The following is an 18,188-nucleotide window of genomic DNA, read 5'->3' on the forward strand; positions in this document are numbered from 1 at the left end:
AATGTGTTTCGAAACGCTAAGTAAGTGATCAACACAAAATCAAAGATTTTGGTTGTCTACTTATGTGGCGACCTGGAAGGGACTCGAACCCTCGACCTCCAGCGTGACAGGCTGGCATTCTAACCAACTGAACTACCAGGCCGCGTATTTTCATGGTGGGCGCAACAGGACTTGAACCTGTGACCCCCTGCTTGTAAGGCAGGTGCTCTCCCAGCTGAGCTATGCGCCCATTTTTTTGGTGACCCCTAGGGGAATCGAACCCCTGTTACCGCCGTGAAAGGGCGGTGTCTTAACCGCTTGACCAAGGGGCCAAAATATGGTAGCGGCAACAGGAATCGAACCTGTGACCTTTCGGGTATGAACCGAACGCTCTAGCCAGCTGAGCTATGCCGCCAAACACAACTATATCGCAACGACCTACTCTCCCAGGCAGCTTCCCGCCAAGTACCATCAGCGCTGAAGGGCTTAACTACTGTGTTCGGTATGGGAACAGGTGTGACCCCTTCGCTATTGTCACGATATTAAGTAGATGACCAAAATCTTTAATTTTGTGTCAGTCACTTAGTTAGAAATCGATTGATTCCTTTCCTTCTTTTCATCAGAAGGAATCATGAGACTTTCTAACATCCTTTGTTGGTCACTTAGTTAGCTTATGACCTATGTCTTATTTAATTTGAGGTATTATTCCCTCAAAACTAAACAATGTATGAGTATATTGGTCAAGTCCTCGACCTATTAGTATCGGTCAGCTTAATACATTACTGCACTTACACCTCCGACCTATCTACCAGATAGTCTTTCTGGGGTCTTACTCCTTTCGGATGGGAAATCTTATCTTGAGGGGGGCTTCGTGCTTAGATGCCTTCAGCACTTATCCCTTCCGTACATAGCTACCCAGCGGTGCCTTTGGCAAGACAACTGGTACACCAGCGGTACGTCCATCCCGGTCCTCTCGTACTAAGGACAGCTCCTCTCAAATTTCCTACGCCTGCGACGGATAGGGACCGAACTGTCTCACGACGTTCTGAACCCAGCTCGCGTACCACTTTAATGGGCGAACAGCCCAACCCTTGGGACCTACTTCAGCCCCAGGATGTGATGAGCCGACATCGAGGTGCCAAACCTCCCCGTCGATGTGGACTCTTGGGGGAGATAAGCCTGTTATCCCCGGGGTAGCTTTTATCCGTTGAGCGATGGCCCTTCCACTCGGTACCACCGGATCACTAAGTCCGACTTTCGTCCTTGCTCGACTTGTTGGTCTCGCAATCAAGCTCCCTTATGCCTTTGCACTCTTTGCACGATTTCCGACCGTGCTGAGGGAACCTTTGAGCGCCTCCGTTACTTTTTAGGAGGCGACCGCCCCAGTCAAACTGCCCGCCTGACAGTGTCCCAAAACCGGCTTACGGTTCATGGTTAGAACTTCAGTACTACAAGAGTGGTATCCCAACGTCGACTCCCCCAAGACTGGCGTCCTAGGTTCTAAGTCTCCCACCTATCCTGTACATCTAGTACCAAAATCCAATGTCAAGCTGCAGTAAAGCTCCACGGGGTCTTTCCGTCCTGTCGCAGGTAACCAGCATCTTCACTGGTATTACAATTTCACCGGGTCCATTGTTGAGACAGCGCCCAAATCGTTACGCCTTTCGTGCGGGTCGGAACTTACCCGACAAGGAATTTCGCTACCTTAGGACCGTTATAGTTACGGCCGCCGTTTACTGGGGCTTAAGTTCTGTGCTTCGGTTGCCCTAACACTTCCCCTTAACCTTCCAGCACCGGGCAGGCGTCAGCCCCTATACGTCGTCTTTCGACTTTGCAGAGACCTATGTTTTTGCTAAACAGTCGCTTGGGCCTGTTCTCTGCGACCGAAGTGTGCTTACAGCGCAAAAGCCTTCACACCCTTCGGCACCCCTTCTCCCGAAGTTACGGGGTCATTTTGCCGAGTTCCTTAACAATGGTTCTCCCGCTCGTCTTAGGATTCTCTCCTCACCTACCTGTGTCGGTTTGCGGTACGGGCACCTAGTTTCTCAATAGAGGCTTTTCTCGACAGTGTGGAATCAGTTGCTTCGCTACTTGTTTTTCGCTCCCCATCACCTCTCAGGATGTTGCTAAAACGGATTTGCCTGTCTTAGCTCCCTACTGGCTTAGACCCACTCAACCAACGGTGGGCTCAACCTATCCTTCTGTGTCACCCCATCTCTCAAACGATTCTAGGTGGTACAGGAATCTCAACCTGTTGTCCATCGCCTACGCATTTCTGCCTCGGCTTAGGTCCCGACTAACCCTGAGCGGACGAACCTTCCTCAGGAAACCTTAGGTTTTCGACGGGTAGGATTCTCACCTACCTCTCGTTACTCATGCCAACATTCTCTCTTCTATGCAGTCCACTACTCCTTTCGGTATAGCTTCAACCCACATAGAATGCTCGCCTACCACGCTGACGTAATCATTGCTACCTTCATAGATACGTTTGAGCTTAAGGTATTTGGCCAAAACTTTATTCTAACCTATCGGTTAGTTTTGGCTTAATGTCCTTTAATTTCTCTTCTATAAAAGTACTAATGATTACGTCAGCATCCATAGCTTCGGTGATACGTTTGAGCCCCGGACATTTTCGGCGCAGAATCACTCGACCAGTGAGCTATTACGCACTCTTTAAATGAGTGGCTGCTTCTAAGCCAACATCCTGGTTGTCTGTGCAACTCCACATCCTTTCCCACTTAACGTATACTTTGGGACCTTAGCTGATGGTCTGGGCTCTTTCCCTCTTGACCACGGATCTTATCACTCGTAGTCTGACTCCTGAAAATAAGTTAACGGCATTCGGAGTTTGATAGGTTTTGGTAACCGGTGAAGGCCCCTAGACCATTCAGTGCTCTACCTCCGTCACTCTCATTTCAAGGCTAGCCCTAAAGCTATTTCGGCGAGAACCAGCTATCTCCGAGCTCGATTGGAATTTCTCCGCTACCCACAGGTCATCCAATGACTTTTCAACGTCAACTGGTTCGGACCTCCACGAAATTTTACTTCCGCTTCATCCTGCCCATGGGTAGATCGCACGGTTTCGGGTCTATAGCATGTAACTTGTCGCCCTATTAAGACTCGGTTTCCCTTCGGCTCCGTACCTTCAGTACTTAACCTTGCTACATACCATAACTCGTTGGCCCGTTCTACAAAAAGTACGCGGTCACACATATAAAGTGCTTCCACAGCTTGTAGGCAAAAGGTTTCAGGTTCTTTTTCACTCCCCTCCCGGGGTTCTTTTCACCTTTCCCTCACGGTACTATGCGCTATCGGTCACTAGGTAGTATTTAGCCTTGGGGGGTGGTCCCCCCTGCTTCCCACAGGGTTTCACGTGTCCCGTGGTACTCTGGATCATCCTCAAAGACCTTCAAAGTTTCGCTTACGGGACTTTTACCCTCTATGGTGGAGTTTTCCAACTCTCTTCAACTACTTTTATTCGTCCTCTATAAAGATGTCCGCAACCCCAAAAACTTAAGTCTTTGGTTTGGGCTCTTCCCCTTTCGCTCGCCGCTACTGAGGGAATCGATTTTTCTTTCTCTTCCTCGGGGTACTTAGATGTTTCAGTTCCCCCGGTCTACCTTCTATTACCTATGAATTCAGTAATAGATACTTGGACATTACCCCAAGTGGGTTTCCCCATTCGGACATCTACGGATCAATACTTGCTTGCAGCTCCCCGTAGCTTTTCGCAGCTTACCACGTCCTTCTTCGGCTCCTAGTGCCAAGGCATCCACCCTTTGCCCTTAATAACTTGACCTTTAGTGAATTACTTCAGCTTTTCTTTTCTCATATCATTGTTTAGTTTTCAAAGAACAATCTAAAAGACTATAGATGTTAAAAATTCTTCCATTCATTTTTTGTTGGTTTAAAACCATTGTTGTGAATTACAGAATTTTTAACTAAGCGACTAACACAAAATCTAAGATTTTGGTTGTCTGCTTATTGAGAAACAAAAGTCCCTCAAAATTAAACAGTATAGTAAAAGCCTTTCTCCTTAGAAAGGAGGTGATCCAGCCGCACCTTCCGATACGGCTACCTTGTTACGACTTCACCCCAGTCATCGGCTTCACCTTCGACAGCTCTCTCCTTTCGGTTAAAGTAGCTGGCTTCGGGCGCTTCCGACTCCCATGGTGTGACGGGCGGTGTGTACAAGACCCGGGAACGCATTCACCGCGACATTCTGATTCGCGATTACTAGCAACTCCAACTTCATGTGGGCGAGTTTCAGCCCACAATCCGAACTGAGACCGACTTTATGAGATTCGCTCCAGATTACTCCTTCGCTGCCCTTTGTATCGGCCATTGTAGCACGTGTGTAGCCCTGAACATAAGGGGCATGATGATTTGACGTCATCCCCACCTTCCTCCGAGTTGTCCCCGGCAGTCTCTCTAGAGTGCCCATCCGAAATGCTGGCAACTAAAGACAAGGGTTGCGCTCGTTGCGGGACTTAACCCAACATCTCACGACACGAGCTGACGACAACCATGCACCACCTGTCACTTCTGTCCCCGAAGGGAAAGCTTCTGTTAAAAAGCGGTCATAAGGATGTCAAGTCCAGGTAAGGTTCTTCGCGTTGCTTCGAATTAAACCACATGCTCCGCTGCTTGTGCGGGTCCCCGTCAATTCCTTTGAGTTTCACACTTGCGTGCGTACTCCCCAGGCGGAGTGCTTAATGCGTTAGCTGCGGCACTGAGGTTTGACCCCCAACACCTAGCACTCATCGTTTACGGCGTGGACTACCAGGGTATCTAATCCTGTTCGCTCCCCACGCTTTCGTGCCTCAGCGTCAGTTACAGTCCAGAGAGTCGCCTTCGCCACTGGTGTTCCTCCTAATATCTACGCATTTCACCGCTACACTAGGAATTCCACTCTCCTCTCCTGCACTCAAGCCAATAAGTTTCCAAGGCTTACTACGGTTGAGCCGTAGCCTTTCACCCTAGACTTTATTGGCCGCCTACGCACCCTTTACGCCCAGTGATTCCGGATAACGCTTGCCCCCTACGTATTACCGCGGCTGCTGGCACGTAGTTAGCCGGGGCTTCCTCCCGAGGTACCGTCATTTTTCTTCCCTCGAAACAGAGCTTTACGACCCGAAGGCCTTCTTCGCTCACGCGGCGTCGCTGCATCAGGGTTTCCCCCATTGTGCAATATCCCCCACTGCTGCCTCCCGTAGGAGTCTGGACCGTGTCTCAGTTCCAGTGTGGCCGGTCACCCTCTCAGGTCGGCTACTGATCGTCGCCTTGGTAGGCCTTTACCCCACCAACTAGCTAATCAGACGCGGGCCCATCTTGTACCAATAAATCTTTGGCTATTCTAAGATGCCTTAAAATAGCTTTATGCGGTATTAGCAATCGTTTCCGACTGTTATCCCCCTGTACAAGGTAGGTTACCCACGCGTTACTCACCCGTCCGCCGCTAACCTCATCATCTTCCACCCGAAGGCTTCCGATAAATCGGTTCGCTCGACTTGCATGTGTTAGGCACGCCGCCAGCGTTCATCCTGAGCCAGGATCAAACTCTTAATAAAAGTATTGTAACCAAAATCTTTGATTTTGTGTTAGCTACTTTGTTAGAAATTTTATGTTTCGTTTCCTTTGGTTTTTTATCACTAAAGGAAACATAAAATTTATAACTTTCTTAATTTCTTACCTTCTAAAAATTCATCAGAATCTTTCAGGTTGCTGGCTTAATATCTATACTGTTTAATTTTCAAAGACCTTTTTTTCTGCCGCCCTCGTTTGGCGACTTAACTACTATATCATACTTCGCTATCTTATGTCAACACTTTTTTAAAAAATTTCTTTTTCATCTGTGTCGAACTTTCTTCTTTCCTGTCACCCCTTGCTGGCGGCGACTTTTACTAATATATCAAACTTTTTTGCTCTTGTCAAGATGTATATGTCTGGCATTTTTTTCTAAATCTTCTAACAATAGCATTTATAAAAAAACAACGATCATTTATCATTGTTTTGTAATGGTGCCCAGAGGCGGAATCGAACCACCGACACGGGGATTTTCAGTCCCCTGCTCTACCGACTGAGCTATCTGGGCAAATTTATTGGTGGGCTCAAGTGGACTCGAACCACCGACCTCACGCTTATCAGGCGTGCGCTCTAACCTGCTGAGCTATGAGCCCTTATGGTGATCCATCCGCGACTCGAACGCGGGACACCCTGATTAAAAGTCAGGTGCTCTACCGACTGAGCTAATGGATCTCGTTTTGGCTGGGATAGCAGGACTCGAACCTGCGAATGACGGAGTCAAAGTCCGTTGCCTTACCGACTTGGCTATATCCCAACTTTGGCGTACCCACAGGGATTCGAACCCCGGACACACGGCTTAGAAGGCCGTTGCTCTATCCTGCTGAGCTATGGGTACATAATTATTGGAGCGGGTGAAGGGAATCGAACCCTCGCGGTCAGCTTGGAAGGCTGAAGTTCTACCACTGAACTACACCCGCATGTGTGTTATATATATTATGGTGGAGGGAGAAGGATTCGAACCTTCGAAGTCGTCGACAACAGATTTACAGTCTGCCCCCTTTGGCCACTCGGGAATCCCTCCAGTTGGAGCTGGTGATGGGACTCGAACCCGCAACCTGCTGATTACAAATCAGCTGCTCTGCCAATTGAGCTACACCAGCAAGTTTATTAATAATGTTCTTAGCTTTTTCGCAACACATTTTACTTAAGTTGAACCATTGAAATGTGTTTCGAAACGCTAAGTAAGTGATCAACACAAAATCAAAGATTTTGGTTGTCTACTTATGGCGACCTGGAAGGGACTCGAACCCTCGACCTCCAGCGTGACAGGCTGGCATTCTAACCAACTGAACTACCAGGCCGCGTATTTTCATGGTGGGCGCAACAGGACTTGAACCTGTGACCCCCTGCTTGTAAGGCAGGTGCTCTCCCAGCTGAGCTATGCGCCCATTTTTTGGTGACCCCTAGGGGAATCGAACCCCTGTTACCGCCGTGAAAGGGCGGTGTCTTAACCGCTTGACCAAGGGGCCAAAATGGTTGCGGGGACAGGACTTGAACCTGCGGCCTCCGGGTTATGAGCCCGACGAGCTACCAACTGCTCTACCCCGCGTTATTTGGTGCCGAAGACCGGAATCGAACCGGTACGATCTTGAAGGACCGCAGGATTTTAAGTCCTGTGCGTCTGCCAGTTCCGCCACTTCGGCTTTTTTTGGCTCCAGAGAGAGGACTCGAACCTCCAACCTACCGGTTAACAGCCGGGTGCTCCACCATTGAGCTACTCTGGAACTTCTATATCGCAACGACCTACTCTCCCAGGCAGCTTCCCGCCAAGTACCATCAGCGCTGAAGGGCTTAACTACTGTGTTCGGTATGGGAACAGGTGTGACCCCTTCGCTATTGTCACGATATTAAGTAGATGACCAAAATCTTTAATTTTGTGTCAGTCACTTAGTTAGAAATCGATTGATTCCTTTCCTTCTTTTCATCAGAAGGAATCATGAGACTTTCTAACATCCTTTGTTGGTCACTTAGTTAGCGTTTCACGACGGATTTCATTGGGTTTTTTCTAATGAAAATTCCGTTGGGAATAAGCTAACATCAGCTTATGACCTATGTCTTATTTAATTTGAGGTATTATTCCCTCAAAACTAAACAATGTATGAGTATTGGTCAAGTCCTCGACCTATTAGTATCGGTCAGCTTAATACATTACTGCATTTACACCTCCGACCTATCTACCAGATAGTCTTTCTGGGGTCTTACTCCTTTCGGATGGGAAATCTTATCTTGAGGGGGGCTTCGTGCTTAGATGCCTTCAGCACTTATCCCTTCCGTACATAGCTACCCAGCGGTGCCTTTGGCAAGACAACTGGTACACCAGCGGTACGTCCATCCCGGTCCTCTCGTACTAAGGACAGCTCCTCTCAAATTTCCTACGCCTGCGACGGATAGGGACCGAACTGTCTCACGACGTTCTGAACCCAGCTCGCGTACCACTTTAATGGGCGAACAGCCCAACCCTTGGGACCTACTTCAGCCCCAGGATGTGATGAGCCGACATCGAGGTGCCAAACCTCCCCGTCGATGTGGACTCTTGGGGGAGATAAGCCTGTTATCCCCGGGGTAGCTTTTATCCGTTGAGCGATGGCCCTTCCACTCGGTACCACCGGATCACTAAGTCCGACTTTCGTCCTTGCTCGACTTGTTGGTCTCGCAATCAAGCTCCCTTATGCCTTTGCACTCTTTGCACGATTTCCGACCGTGCTGAGGGAACCTTTGAGCGCCTCCGTTACTTTTTAGGAGGCGACCGCCCCAGTCAAACTGCCCGCCTGACAGTGTCCCAAAACCGGCTTACGGTTCATGGTTAGAACTTCAGTACTACAAGAGTGGTATCCCAACGTCGACTCCCCCAAGACTGGCGTCCTAGGTTCTAAGTCTCCCACCTATCCTGTACATCTAGTACCAAAATCCAATGTCAAGCTGCAGTAAAGCTCCACGGGGTCTTTCCGTCCTGTCGCAGGTAACCAGCATCTTCACTGGTATTACAATTTCACCGGGTCCATTGTTGAGACAGCGCCCAAATCGTTACGCCTTTCGTGCGGGTCGGAACTTACCCGACAAGGAATTTCGCTACCTTAGGACCGTTATAGTTACGGCCGCCGTTTACTGGGGCTTAAGTTCTGTGCTTCGGTTGCCCTAACACTTCCCCTTAACCTTCCAGCACCGGGCAGGCGTCAGCCCCTATACGTCGTCTTTCGACTTTGCAGAGACCTATGTTTTTGCTAAACAGTCGCTTGGGCCTGTTCTCTGCGACCGAAGTGTGCTTACAGCGTAAAAGCCTTCACACCCTTCGGCACCCCTTCTCCCGAAGTTACGGGGTCATTTTGCCGAGTTCCTTAACAATGGTTCTCCCGCTCGTCTTAGGATTCTCTCCTCACCTACCTGTGTCGGTTTGCGGTACGGGCACCTAGTTTCTCAATAGAGGCTTTTCTCGACAGTGTGGAATCAGTTGCTTCGCTACTTGTTTTTCGCTCCCCATCACCTCTCAGGATGTTGCTAAAACGGATTTGCCTGTCTTAGCTCCCTACTGGCTTAGACCCACTCAACCAACGGTGGGCTCAACCTATCCTTCTGTGTCACCCCATCTCTCAAACGATTCTAGGTGGTACAGGAATCTCAACCTGTTGTCCATCGCCTACGCATTTCTGCCTCGGCTTAGGTCCCGACTAACCCTGAGCGGACGAACCTTCCTCAGGAAACCTTAGGTTTTCGACGGGTAGGATTCTCACCTACCTCTCGTTACTCATGCCAACATTCTCTCTTCTATGCAGTCCACCACTCCTTTCGGTATAGCTTCAACCCACATAGAATGCTCGCCTACCACGCTGACGTAATCATTGCTACCTTCATAGATACGTTTGAGCTTAAGGTATTTGGCCAAAACTTTATTCTAACCTATCGGTTAGTTTTGGCTTAATGTCCTTTAATTTCTCTTCTATAAAAGTACTAATGATTACGTCAGCATCCATAGCTTCGGTGATACGTTTGAGCCCCGGACATTTTCGGCGCAGAATCACTCGACCAGTGAGCTATTACGCACTCTTTAAATGAGTGGCTGCTTCTAAGCCAACATCCTGGTTGTCTGTGCAACTCCACATCCTTTCCCACTTAACGTATACTTTGGGACCTTAGCTGATGGTCTGGGCTCTTTCCCTCTTGACCACGGATCTTATCACTCGTAGTCTGACTCCTGAAAATAAGTTAACGGCATTCGGAGTTTGATAGGTTTTGGTAACCGGTGAAGGCCCCTAGACCATTCAGTGCTCTACCTCCGTCACTCTCATTTCAAGGCTAGCCCTAAAGCTATTTCGGCGAGAACCAGCTATCTCCGAGCTCGATTGGAATTTCTCCGCTACCCACAGGTCATCCAATGACTTTTCAACGTCAACTGGTTCGGACCTCCACGAAATTTTACTTCCGCTTCATCCTGCCCATGGGTAGATCGCACGGTTTCGGGTCTATAGCATGTAACTTGTCGCCCTATTAAGACTCGGTTTCCCTTCGGCTCCGTACCTTCAGTACTTAACCTTGCTACATACCATAACTCGTTGGCCCGTTCTACAAAAAGTACGCGGTCACACATATAAAGTGCTTCCACAGCTTGTAGGCAAAAGGTTTCAGGTTCTTTTTCACTCCCCTCCCGGGGTTCTTTTCACCTTTCCCTCACGGTACTATGCGCTATCGGTCACTAGGTAGTATTTAGCCTTGGGGGTGGTCCCCCCTGCTTCCCACAGGGTTTCACGTGTCCCGTGGTACTCTGGATCATCCTCAAAGACCTTCAAAGTTTCGCTTACGGGACTTTTACCCTCTATGGTGGAGTTTTCCAACTCTCTTCAACTACTTTTATTCGTCCTCTATAAAGATGTCCGCAACCCCAAAAACTTAAGTCTTTGGTTTGGGCTCTTCCCCTTTCGCTCGCCGCTACTGAGGGAATCGATTTTTCTTTCTCTTCCTCGGGGTACTTAGATGTTTCAGTTCCCCCGGTCTACCTTCTATTACCTATGAATTCAGTAATAGATACTTGGACATTACCCCAAGTGGGTTTCCCCATTCGGACATCTACGGATCAATACTTGCTTGCAGTTCCCCGTAGCTTTTCGCAGCTTACCACGTCCTTCTTCGGCTCCTAGTGCCAAGGCATCCACCCTTTGCCCTTAATAACTTGACCTTTAGTGAATTACTTCAGCTTTTTTCTTTCTCATAACATTCTCATAACATTGTTTAGTTTTCAAAGAACAATTTAGAACAATTTAAGAATCGTCAAGAATATTATTCTATCAAATTCTTTTCCTTTTGTCAATCTTTTTAACATGGTACTTTCTACCATGTTCTTTGGTGGAGACGAGGAGAGTCGAACTCCTGACCCCCTGCTTGCAAGGCAGGTGCTCTCCCAACTGAGCTACGCCCCCACTTTGTTTGTAAAGGATGTTAAAAATTCTTCCATTCATTTTTTGTTGGTTTAAAACCATTGTTGTGAATTACAGAATTTTTAACTAAGCGACTAACACAAAATCTAAGATTTTGGTTGTCTGCTTATTGAGAAACAAAAGTCCCTCAAAATTAAACAGTATAGTAAAAGCCTTTCTCCTTAGAAAGGAGGTGATCCAGCCGCACCTTCCGATACGGCTACCTTGTTACGACTTCACCCCAGTCATCGGCTTCACCTTCGACAGCTCTCTCCTTTCGGTTAAAGTAGCTGGCTTCGGGCGCTTCCGACTCCCATGGTGTGACGGGCGGTGTGTACAAGACCCGGGAACGCATTCACCGCGACATTCTGATTCGCGATTACTAGCAACTCCAACTTCATGTGGGCGAGTTTCAGCCCACAATCCGAACTGAGACCGACTTTATGAGATTCGCTCCAGATTACTCCTTCGCTGCCCTTTGTATCGGCCATTGTAGCACGTGTGTAGCCCTGAACATAAGGGGCATGATGATTTGACGTCATCCCCACCTTCCTCCGAGTTGTCCCCGGCAGTCTCTCTAGAGTGCCCATCCGAAATGCTGGCAACTAAAGACAAGGGTTGCGCTCGTTGCGGGACTTAACCCAACATCTCACGACACGAGCTGACGACAACCATGCACCACCTGTCACTTCTGTCCCCGAAGGGAAAGCTTCTGTTAAAAAGCGGTCATAAGGATGTCAAGTCCAGGTAAGGTTCTTCGCGTTGCTTCGAATTAAACCACATGCTCCGCTGCTTGTGCGGGTCCCCGTCAATTCCTTTGAGTTTCACACTTGCGTGCGTACTCCCCAGGCGGAGTGCTTAATGCGTTAGCTGCGGCACTGAGGTTTGACCCCCAACACCTAGCACTCATCGTTTACGGCGTGGACTACCAGGGTATCTAATCCTGTTCGCTCCCCACGCTTTCGTGCCTCAGCGTCAGTTACAGTCCAGAGAGTCGCCTTCGCCACTGGTGTTCCTCCTAATATCTACGCATTTCACCGCTACACTAGGAATTCCACTCTCCTCTCCTGCACTCAAGCCAATAAGTTTCCAAGGCTTACTACGGTTGAGCCGTAGCCTTTCACCCTAGACTTTATTGGCCGCCTACGCACCCTTTACGCCCAGTGATTCCGGATAACGCTTGCCCCCTACGTATTACCGCGGCTGCTGGCACGTAGTTAGCCGGGGCTTCCTCCCGAGGTACCGTCATTTTTCTTCCCTCGAAACAGAGCTTTACGACCCGAAGGCCTTCTTCGCTCACGCGGCGTCGCTGCATCAGGGTTTCCCCCATTGTGCAATATCCCCCACTGCTGCCTCCCGTAGGAGTCTGGACCGTGTCTCAGTTCCAGTGTGGCCGGTCACCCTCTCAGGTCGGCTACTGATCGTCGCCTTGGTAGGCCTTTACCCCACCAACTAGCTAATCAGACGCGGGCCCATCTTGTACCAATAAATCTTTGGCTATTCTAAGATGCCTTAAAATAGCTTTATGCGGTATTAGCAATCGTTTCCGACTGTTATCCCCCTGTACAAGGTAGGTTACCCACGCGTTACTCACCCGTCCGCCGCTAACCTCATCATCTTCCACCCGAAGGCTTCTGATAAATCGGTTCGCTCGACTTGCATGTGTTAGGCACGCCGCCAGCGTTCATCCTGAGCCAGGATCAAACTCTTAATAAAAGTATTGTAACCAAAATCTTTGATTTTGTGTTAGCTACTTTGTTAGAAATTTTATGTTTCGTTTCCTTTGGTTTTTTATCACTAAAGGAAACATAAAATTTACAACTTCCTTAATTTCTTACCTTCTAAAAATTCATCAGAATCTTTCAGGTTGCTGGCTTAATATCTATACTGTTTAATTTTCAAAGACCTTTTTTTCTGCCGCCCTCGTTTGGCGACTTAACTACTATAGCACACTTTGCTATCTTATGTCAACACTTTTTTAAAAAAATTCTTTTTCATCTGTGTCGAACTTTCTTCTTTCCTGTCACCCCTTGCTGGCGGCGACTTTTACTACTATATCAAACTTTTCTGCTCTTGTCAAGTGGTTTTTAAAAAAATAATGAAAACATGCCCGAGAAAATTACTAGGATTAAGATAATATATAATTAAGATAATATATAATTAAGAACTTTTTACGGGGCTAAATCACTGACAATCTATGGTGATCTATCTCTTAGAAGAAAGAAGGAGAATTATAACTCCTTAAATAAAAAAAAGCCATTTTTGTAAATGGCGACCCGGAAGGGACTCGAACCCTCGACCTCCAGCGTGACAGGCTGGCATTCTAACCAACTGAACTACCGGGCCCTGGTAGCGGCAACAGGAATCGAACCTGTGACCTTTCGGGTATGAACCGAACGCTCTAGCCAGCTGAGCTATGCCGCCGTGTTTCATACGCATTTAAAATTAAAATGGTGCCCAGAGGCGGAATCGAACCACCGACACGGGGATTTTCAGTCCCCTGCTCTACCGACTGAGCTATCTGGGCAAATTTATTGGTGGGCTCAAGTGGACTCGAACCACCGACCTCACGCTTATCAGGCGTGCGCTCTAACCTGCTGAGCTATGAGCCCAATTATATTGAATGGTCCGGGTGGAGAGATTCGAACTCCCGACCCCATGGTCCCAAACCATGTGCGCTACCAAACTGCGCTACACCCGGAAAATGGCAGGGGCGACAGGATTTGAACCCACGACATGCGGTTTTGGAGACCGCCGTTCTACCAACTGAACTACACCCCTACTAATGCTGTTTTGTTACTATGGTGGGCCTTCAGGGACTCGAACCCCGGACCTGCCGGTTATGAGCCGGACGCTCTGACCAACTGAGCTAAAGGCCCTAATATTTAGGTTAATAAAACTTAAATGGTCCGGGTGGAGAGATTCGAACTCCCGACCCCATGGTCCCAAACCATGTGCGCTACCAAACTGCGCTACACCCGGAAAATGGCGGAGAAGGCGGGATTCGAACCCGCGCGCCGCTTACACGACCTAACGGTTTAGCAAACCGTCCTCTTCAGCCTACTTGAGTACTTCTCCTAGTAATTTACGATTGTTACATTGGCGGAGAGGGTGGGATTCGAACCCACGGCCCCTTTCGGAGTCACTGGTTTTCAAGACCAGCTCCTTAAACCACTCGGACACCTCTCCATTTGGTGATCCATCCGCGACTCGAACGCGGGACACCCTGATTAAAAGTCAGGTGCTCTACCGACTGAGCTAATGGATCTTTATGGCGTACCCACAGGGATTCGAACCCCGGACACACGGCTTAGAAGGCCGTTGCTCTATCCTGCTGAGCTATGGGTACATATTTAATTGGAGCGGGTGAAGGGAATCGAACCCTCGCGGTCAGCTTGGAAGGCTGAAGTTCTACCACTGAACTACACCCGCATCATATCGCAACGACCTACTCTCCCAGGCAGCTTCCCGCCAAGTACCATCAGCGCTGAAGGGCTTAACTACTGTGTTCGGTATGGGAACAGGTGTGACCCCTTCGCTATTGTCACGATATTAAGTAGATGACCAAAATCTTTAATTTTGTGTCAGTCACTTAGTTAGAAATCGATTGATTCCTTTCCTTCTTTTCATCAGAAGGAATCATGAGACTTTCTAACATCCTTTGTTGGTCACTTAGTTAGCGTTTCACGACGAATTTCATTGGGTTTTCTTAATGAAAATCCGTTGGGAATAAGCTAACATCAGCTTATGACCTATGTCTTATTTAATTTGAGGTATTATTCCCTCAAAACTAAACAATGTATGAGTTATTTTGGTCAAGTCCTCGACCTATTAGTATCGGTCAGCTTAATACATTACTGCACTTACACCTCCGACCTATCTACCAGATAGTCTTTCTGGGGTCTTACTCCTTTCGGATGGGAAATCTTATCTTGAGGGGGGCTTCGTGCTTAGATGCCTTCAGCACTTATCCCTTCCGTACATAGCTACCCAGCGGTGCCTTTGGCAAGACAACTGGTACACCAGCGGTACGTCCATCCCGGTCCTCTCGTACTAAGGACAGCTCCTCTCAAATTTCCTACGCCTGCGACGGATAGGGACCGAACTGTCTCACGACGTTCTGAACCCAGCTCGCGTACCACTTTAATGGGCGAACAGCCCAACCCTTGGGACCTACTTCAGCCCCAGGATGTGATGAGCCGACATCGAGGTGCCAAACCTCCCCGTCGATGTGGACTCTTGGGGGAGATAAGCCTGTTATCCCCGGGGTAGCTTTTATCCGTTGAGCGATGGCCCTTCCACTCGGTACCACCGGATCACTAAGTCCGACTTTCGTCCTTGCTCGACTTGTTGGTCTCGCAATCAAGCTCCCTTATGCCTTTGCACTCTTTGCACGATTTCCGACCGTGCTGAGGGAACCTTTGAGCGCCTCCGTTACTTTTTAGGAGGCGACCGCCCCAGTCAAACTGCCCGCCTGACAGTGTCCCAAAACCAGATCATGGTTCATGGTTAGAACTTCAGTACTACAAGAGTGGTATCCCAACGTCGACTCCCCCAAGACTGGCGTCCTAGGTTCTAAGTCTCCCACCTATCCTGTACATCTAGTACCAAAATCCAATGTCAAGCTGCAGTAAAGCTCCACGGGGTCTTTCCGTCCTGTCGCAGGTAACCAGCATCTTCACTGGTATTACAATTTCACCGGGTCCATTGTTGAGACAGCGCCCAAATCGTTACGCCTTTCGTGCGGGTCGGAACTTACCCGACAAGGAATTTCGCTACCTTAGGACCGTTATAGTTACGGCCGCCGTTTACTGGGGCTTAAGTTCTGTGCTTCGGTTACCCTAACACTTCCCCTTAACCTTCCAGCACCGGGCAGGCGTCAGCCCCTATACGTCGTCTTTCGACTTTGCAGAGACCTATGTTTTTGCTAAACAGTCGCTTGGGCCTGTTCTCTGCGACCGAAGTGTGCTTACAGCGCAAAAGCCTTCACACCCTTCGGCACCCCTTCTCCCGAAGTTACGGGGTCATTTTGCCGAGTTCCTTAACAATGGTTCTCCCGCTCGTCTTAGGATTCTCTCCTCACCTACCTGTGTCGGTTTGCGGTACGGGCACCTAGTTTCTCAATAGAGGCTTTTCTCGACAGTGTGGAATCAGTTGCTTCGCTACTTGTTTTTCGCTCCCCATCACCTCTCAGGATGTTGCTAAAACGGATTTGCCTGTCTTAGCTCCCTACTGGCTTAGACCCACTCAACCAACGGTGGGCTCAACCTATCCTTCTGTGTCACCCCATCTCTCAAACGATTCTAGGTGGTACAGGAATCTCAACCTGTTGTCCATCGCCTACGCATTTCTGCCTCGGCTTAGGTCCCGACTAACCCTGAGCGGACGAACCTTCCTCAGGAAACCTTAGGTTTTCGACGGGTAGGATTCTCACCTACCTCTCGTTACTCATGCCAACATTCTCTCTTCTATGCAGTCCACTACTCCTTTCGGTATAGCTTCAACCCACATAGAATGCTCGCCTACCACGCTGACGTAATCATTGCTACCTTCATAGATACGTTTGAGCTTAAGGTATTTGGCCAAAACTTTATTCTAACCTATCGGTTAGTTTTGGCTTAATGTCCTTTAATTTCTCTTCTATAAAAGTACTAATGATTACGTCAGCATCCATAGCTTCGGTGATACGTTTGAGCCCCGGACATTTTCGGCGCAGAATCACTCGACCAGTGAGCTATTACGCACTCTTTAAATGAGTGGCTGCTTCTAAGCCAACATCCTGGTTGTCTGTGCAACTCCACATCCTTTCCCACTTAACGTATACTTTGGGACCTTAGCTGATGGTCTGGGCTCTTTCCCTCTTGACCACGGATCTTATCACTCGTAGTCTGACTCCTGAAAATAAGTTAACGGCATTCGGAGTTTGATAGGTTTTGGTAACCGGTGAAGGCCCCTAGACCATTCAGTGCTCTACCTCCGTCACTCTCATTTCAAGGCTAGCCCTAAAGCTATTTCGGCGAGAACCAGCTATCTCCGAGCTCGATTGGAATTTCTCCGCTACCCACAGGTCATCCAATGACTTTTCAACGTCAACTGGTTCGGACCTCCACGAAATTTTACTTCCGCTTCATCCTGCCCATGGGTAGATCGCACGGTTTCGGGTCTATAGCATGTAACTTGTCGCCCTATTAAGACTCGGTTTCCCTTCGGCTCCGTACCTTCAGTACTTAACCTTGCTACATACCATAACTCGTTGGCCCGTTCTACAAAAAGTACGCGGTCACACATATAAAGTGCTTCCACAGCTTGTAGGCAAAAGGTTTCAGGTTCTTTTTCACTCCCCTCCCGGGGTTCTTTTCACCTTTCCCTCACGGTACTATGCGCTATCGGTCACTAGGTAGTATTTAGCCTTGGGGGTGGTCCCCCCTGCTTCCCACAGGGTTTCACGTGTCCCGTGGTACTCTGGATCATCCTCAAAGACCTTCAAAGTTTCGCTTACGGGACTTTTACCCTCTATGGTGGAGTTTTCCAACTCTCTTCAACTACTTTTATTCGTCCTCTATAAAGATGTCCGCAACCCCAAAAACTTAAGTCTTTGGTTTGGGCTCTTCCCCTTTCGCTCGCCGCTACTGAGGGAATCGATTTTTCTTTCTCTTCCTCGGGGTACTTAGATGTTTCAGTTCCCCCGGTCTACCTTCTATTACCTATGAATTCAGTAATAGATACTTGGACATTACCCCAAGTGGGTTTCCCCATTCGGACATCTACGGATCAATACTTGCTTGCAGTTCCCCGTAGCTTTTCGCAGCTTACCACGTCCTTCTTCGGCTCCTAGTGCCAAGGCATCCACCCTTTGCCCTTAATAACTTGACCTTTAGTGAATTACTTCAGCTTTTTTCTTTCTCATAACATTCTCATAACATTGTTTAGTTTTCAAAGAACAATTTAGAACAATTTAAGAATCGTCAAGAATATTATTCTATCAAATTCTTTTCCTTTTGTCAATCTTTTTAACATGGTACTTTCTACCATGTTCTTTGGTGGAGACGAGGAGAGTCGAACTCCTGACCCCCTGCTTGCAAGGCAGGTGCTCTCCCAACTGAGCTACGCCCCCACTTTGTTTGTAAAGGATGTTAAAAATTCTTCCATTCATTTTTTGTTGGTTTAAAACCATTGTCGTGAATTACAGAATTTTTAACTAAGCGACTAACACAAAAT

General features: G+C 48.3%; 33 tRNA genes and 8 rRNA genes. All 41 read right to left on the reverse strand.

Annotation, left to right across the window (positions count from 1 at the left end):
- Nucleotides 1–65 precede the first annotated feature (65 nt).
- The 41 genes from BJL90_RS03065 to BJL90_RS03265 all read right to left on the reverse strand — a co-directional run bounded on the left by BJL90_RS03065 (nucleotide 66) and on the right by BJL90_RS03265 (nucleotide 18,084).
- A tRNA-Asp gene (locus tag BJL90_RS03065) sits at nucleotides 66–142 on the reverse strand.
- Between the two features lie 11 nt (nucleotides 143–153).
- Nucleotides 154–229: transfer RNA gene (locus BJL90_RS03070), tRNA-Val, on the reverse strand.
- A gap of 7 nt (nucleotides 230–236) precedes the next feature.
- Nucleotides 237–311, reverse strand: a tRNA-Glu gene (locus BJL90_RS03075).
- A 6-nt stretch (nucleotides 312–317) separates the two neighbouring features.
- A tRNA-Met gene (locus tag BJL90_RS03080) sits at nucleotides 318–394 on the reverse strand.
- A 10-nt stretch (nucleotides 395–404) separates the two neighbouring features.
- A 5S ribosomal RNA gene (rrf, locus tag BJL90_RS03085) occupies nucleotides 405–521 on the reverse strand.
- Nucleotides 522–715: 194 nt separating this feature from the next.
- Nucleotides 716–3,778 (reverse strand): 23S ribosomal RNA (locus tag BJL90_RS03090).
- Nucleotides 3,779–4,019: 241 nt separating this feature from the next.
- Nucleotides 4,020–5,549 (reverse strand): 16S ribosomal RNA (locus BJL90_RS03095).
- A 448-nt stretch (nucleotides 5,550–5,997) separates the two neighbouring features.
- A tRNA-Phe gene (locus BJL90_RS03100) sits at nucleotides 5,998–6,073 on the reverse strand.
- 8 nt (nucleotides 6,074–6,081) lie between these two features.
- Nucleotides 6,082–6,158, reverse strand: a tRNA-Ile gene (locus BJL90_RS03105).
- A gap of 3 nt (nucleotides 6,159–6,161) precedes the next feature.
- Nucleotides 6,162–6,237: transfer RNA gene (locus BJL90_RS03110), tRNA-Lys, on the reverse strand.
- Between the two features lie 6 nt (nucleotides 6,238–6,243).
- Nucleotides 6,244–6,319 (reverse strand) — tRNA-Gln (locus tag BJL90_RS03115).
- A 4-nt stretch (nucleotides 6,320–6,323) separates the two neighbouring features.
- A tRNA-Arg gene (locus BJL90_RS03120) sits at nucleotides 6,324–6,400 on the reverse strand.
- Between the two features lie 8 nt (nucleotides 6,401–6,408).
- Nucleotides 6,409–6,482 (reverse strand) — tRNA-Gly (locus BJL90_RS03125).
- 19 nt (nucleotides 6,483–6,501) lie between these two features.
- Nucleotides 6,502–6,586: transfer RNA gene (locus tag BJL90_RS03130), tRNA-Tyr, on the reverse strand.
- A 3-nt stretch (nucleotides 6,587–6,589) separates the two neighbouring features.
- Nucleotides 6,590–6,665, reverse strand: a tRNA-Thr gene (locus tag BJL90_RS03135).
- Nucleotides 6,666–6,789: 124 nt separating this feature from the next.
- A tRNA-Asp gene (locus tag BJL90_RS03140) sits at nucleotides 6,790–6,866 on the reverse strand.
- Between the two features lie 11 nt (nucleotides 6,867–6,877).
- Nucleotides 6,878–6,953 (reverse strand) — tRNA-Val (locus BJL90_RS03145).
- A gap of 6 nt (nucleotides 6,954–6,959) precedes the next feature.
- Nucleotides 6,960–7,034, reverse strand: a tRNA-Glu gene (locus BJL90_RS03150).
- 4 nt (nucleotides 7,035–7,038) lie between these two features.
- A tRNA-Met gene (locus BJL90_RS03155) sits at nucleotides 7,039–7,114 on the reverse strand.
- A gap of 5 nt (nucleotides 7,115–7,119) precedes the next feature.
- Nucleotides 7,120–7,208 (reverse strand) — tRNA-Leu (locus tag BJL90_RS03160).
- Nucleotides 7,209–7,214: 6 nt separating this feature from the next.
- A tRNA-Asn gene (locus tag BJL90_RS03165) sits at nucleotides 7,215–7,289 on the reverse strand.
- Nucleotides 7,290–7,295: 6 nt separating this feature from the next.
- Nucleotides 7,296–7,412: ribosomal RNA gene (rrf, locus tag BJL90_RS03170) — 5S ribosomal RNA — on the reverse strand.
- Nucleotides 7,413–7,670: 258 nt separating this feature from the next.
- A 23S ribosomal RNA gene (locus tag BJL90_RS03175) occupies nucleotides 7,671–10,732 on the reverse strand.
- A gap of 165 nt (nucleotides 10,733–10,897) precedes the next feature.
- Nucleotides 10,898–10,973: transfer RNA gene (locus BJL90_RS03180), tRNA-Ala, on the reverse strand.
- A gap of 183 nt (nucleotides 10,974–11,156) precedes the next feature.
- Nucleotides 11,157–12,686, reverse strand: a 16S ribosomal RNA gene (locus BJL90_RS03185).
- A 553-nt stretch (nucleotides 12,687–13,239) separates the two neighbouring features.
- A tRNA-Asp gene (locus BJL90_RS03190) sits at nucleotides 13,240–13,316 on the reverse strand.
- Nucleotide 13,317: 1 nt separating this feature from the next.
- A tRNA-Met gene (locus tag BJL90_RS03195) sits at nucleotides 13,318–13,394 on the reverse strand.
- A 27-nt stretch (nucleotides 13,395–13,421) separates the two neighbouring features.
- Nucleotides 13,422–13,497: transfer RNA gene (locus BJL90_RS03200), tRNA-Phe, on the reverse strand.
- An 8-nt stretch (nucleotides 13,498–13,505) separates the two neighbouring features.
- Nucleotides 13,506–13,582, reverse strand: a tRNA-Ile gene (locus tag BJL90_RS03205).
- A gap of 12 nt (nucleotides 13,583–13,594) precedes the next feature.
- Nucleotides 13,595–13,671 (reverse strand) — tRNA-Pro (locus tag BJL90_RS03210).
- Nucleotides 13,672–13,675: 4 nt separating this feature from the next.
- Nucleotides 13,676–13,751, reverse strand: a tRNA-Trp gene (locus BJL90_RS03215).
- Nucleotides 13,752–13,772: 21 nt separating this feature from the next.
- Nucleotides 13,773–13,849, reverse strand: a tRNA-Ile gene (locus BJL90_RS03220).
- 26 nt (nucleotides 13,850–13,875) lie between these two features.
- Nucleotides 13,876–13,952, reverse strand: a tRNA-Pro gene (locus tag BJL90_RS03225).
- A gap of 4 nt (nucleotides 13,953–13,956) precedes the next feature.
- Nucleotides 13,957–14,048: transfer RNA gene (locus BJL90_RS03230), tRNA-Ser, on the reverse strand.
- A gap of 22 nt (nucleotides 14,049–14,070) precedes the next feature.
- Nucleotides 14,071–14,159, reverse strand: a tRNA-Ser gene (locus BJL90_RS03235).
- A 3-nt stretch (nucleotides 14,160–14,162) separates the two neighbouring features.
- Nucleotides 14,163–14,238, reverse strand: a tRNA-Lys gene (locus BJL90_RS03240).
- Nucleotides 14,239–14,242: 4 nt separating this feature from the next.
- Nucleotides 14,243–14,319: transfer RNA gene (locus BJL90_RS03245), tRNA-Arg, on the reverse strand.
- Nucleotides 14,320–14,328: 9 nt separating this feature from the next.
- Nucleotides 14,329–14,402: transfer RNA gene (locus BJL90_RS03250), tRNA-Gly, on the reverse strand.
- Between the two features lie 3 nt (nucleotides 14,403–14,405).
- Nucleotides 14,406–14,522: ribosomal RNA gene (gene rrf, locus BJL90_RS03255) — 5S ribosomal RNA — on the reverse strand.
- A 259-nt stretch (nucleotides 14,523–14,781) separates the two neighbouring features.
- Nucleotides 14,782–17,843 (reverse strand): 23S ribosomal RNA (locus BJL90_RS03260).
- Together the 16S, 23S and 5S rRNA genes with 33 tRNA genes alongside form the textbook arrangement of a ribosomal RNA operon.
- Nucleotides 17,844–18,008: 165 nt before the next feature.
- Nucleotides 18,009–18,084, reverse strand: a tRNA-Ala gene (locus BJL90_RS03265).
- Nucleotides 18,085–18,188: the final 104 nt, after the last annotated feature.

The sequence above is a fragment of the Clostridium formicaceticum genome, assembly GCF_001854185.1.
GTDB lineage: Bacteria > Bacillota > Clostridia > Peptostreptococcales > Natronincolaceae > Andreesenella > Andreesenella formicacetica.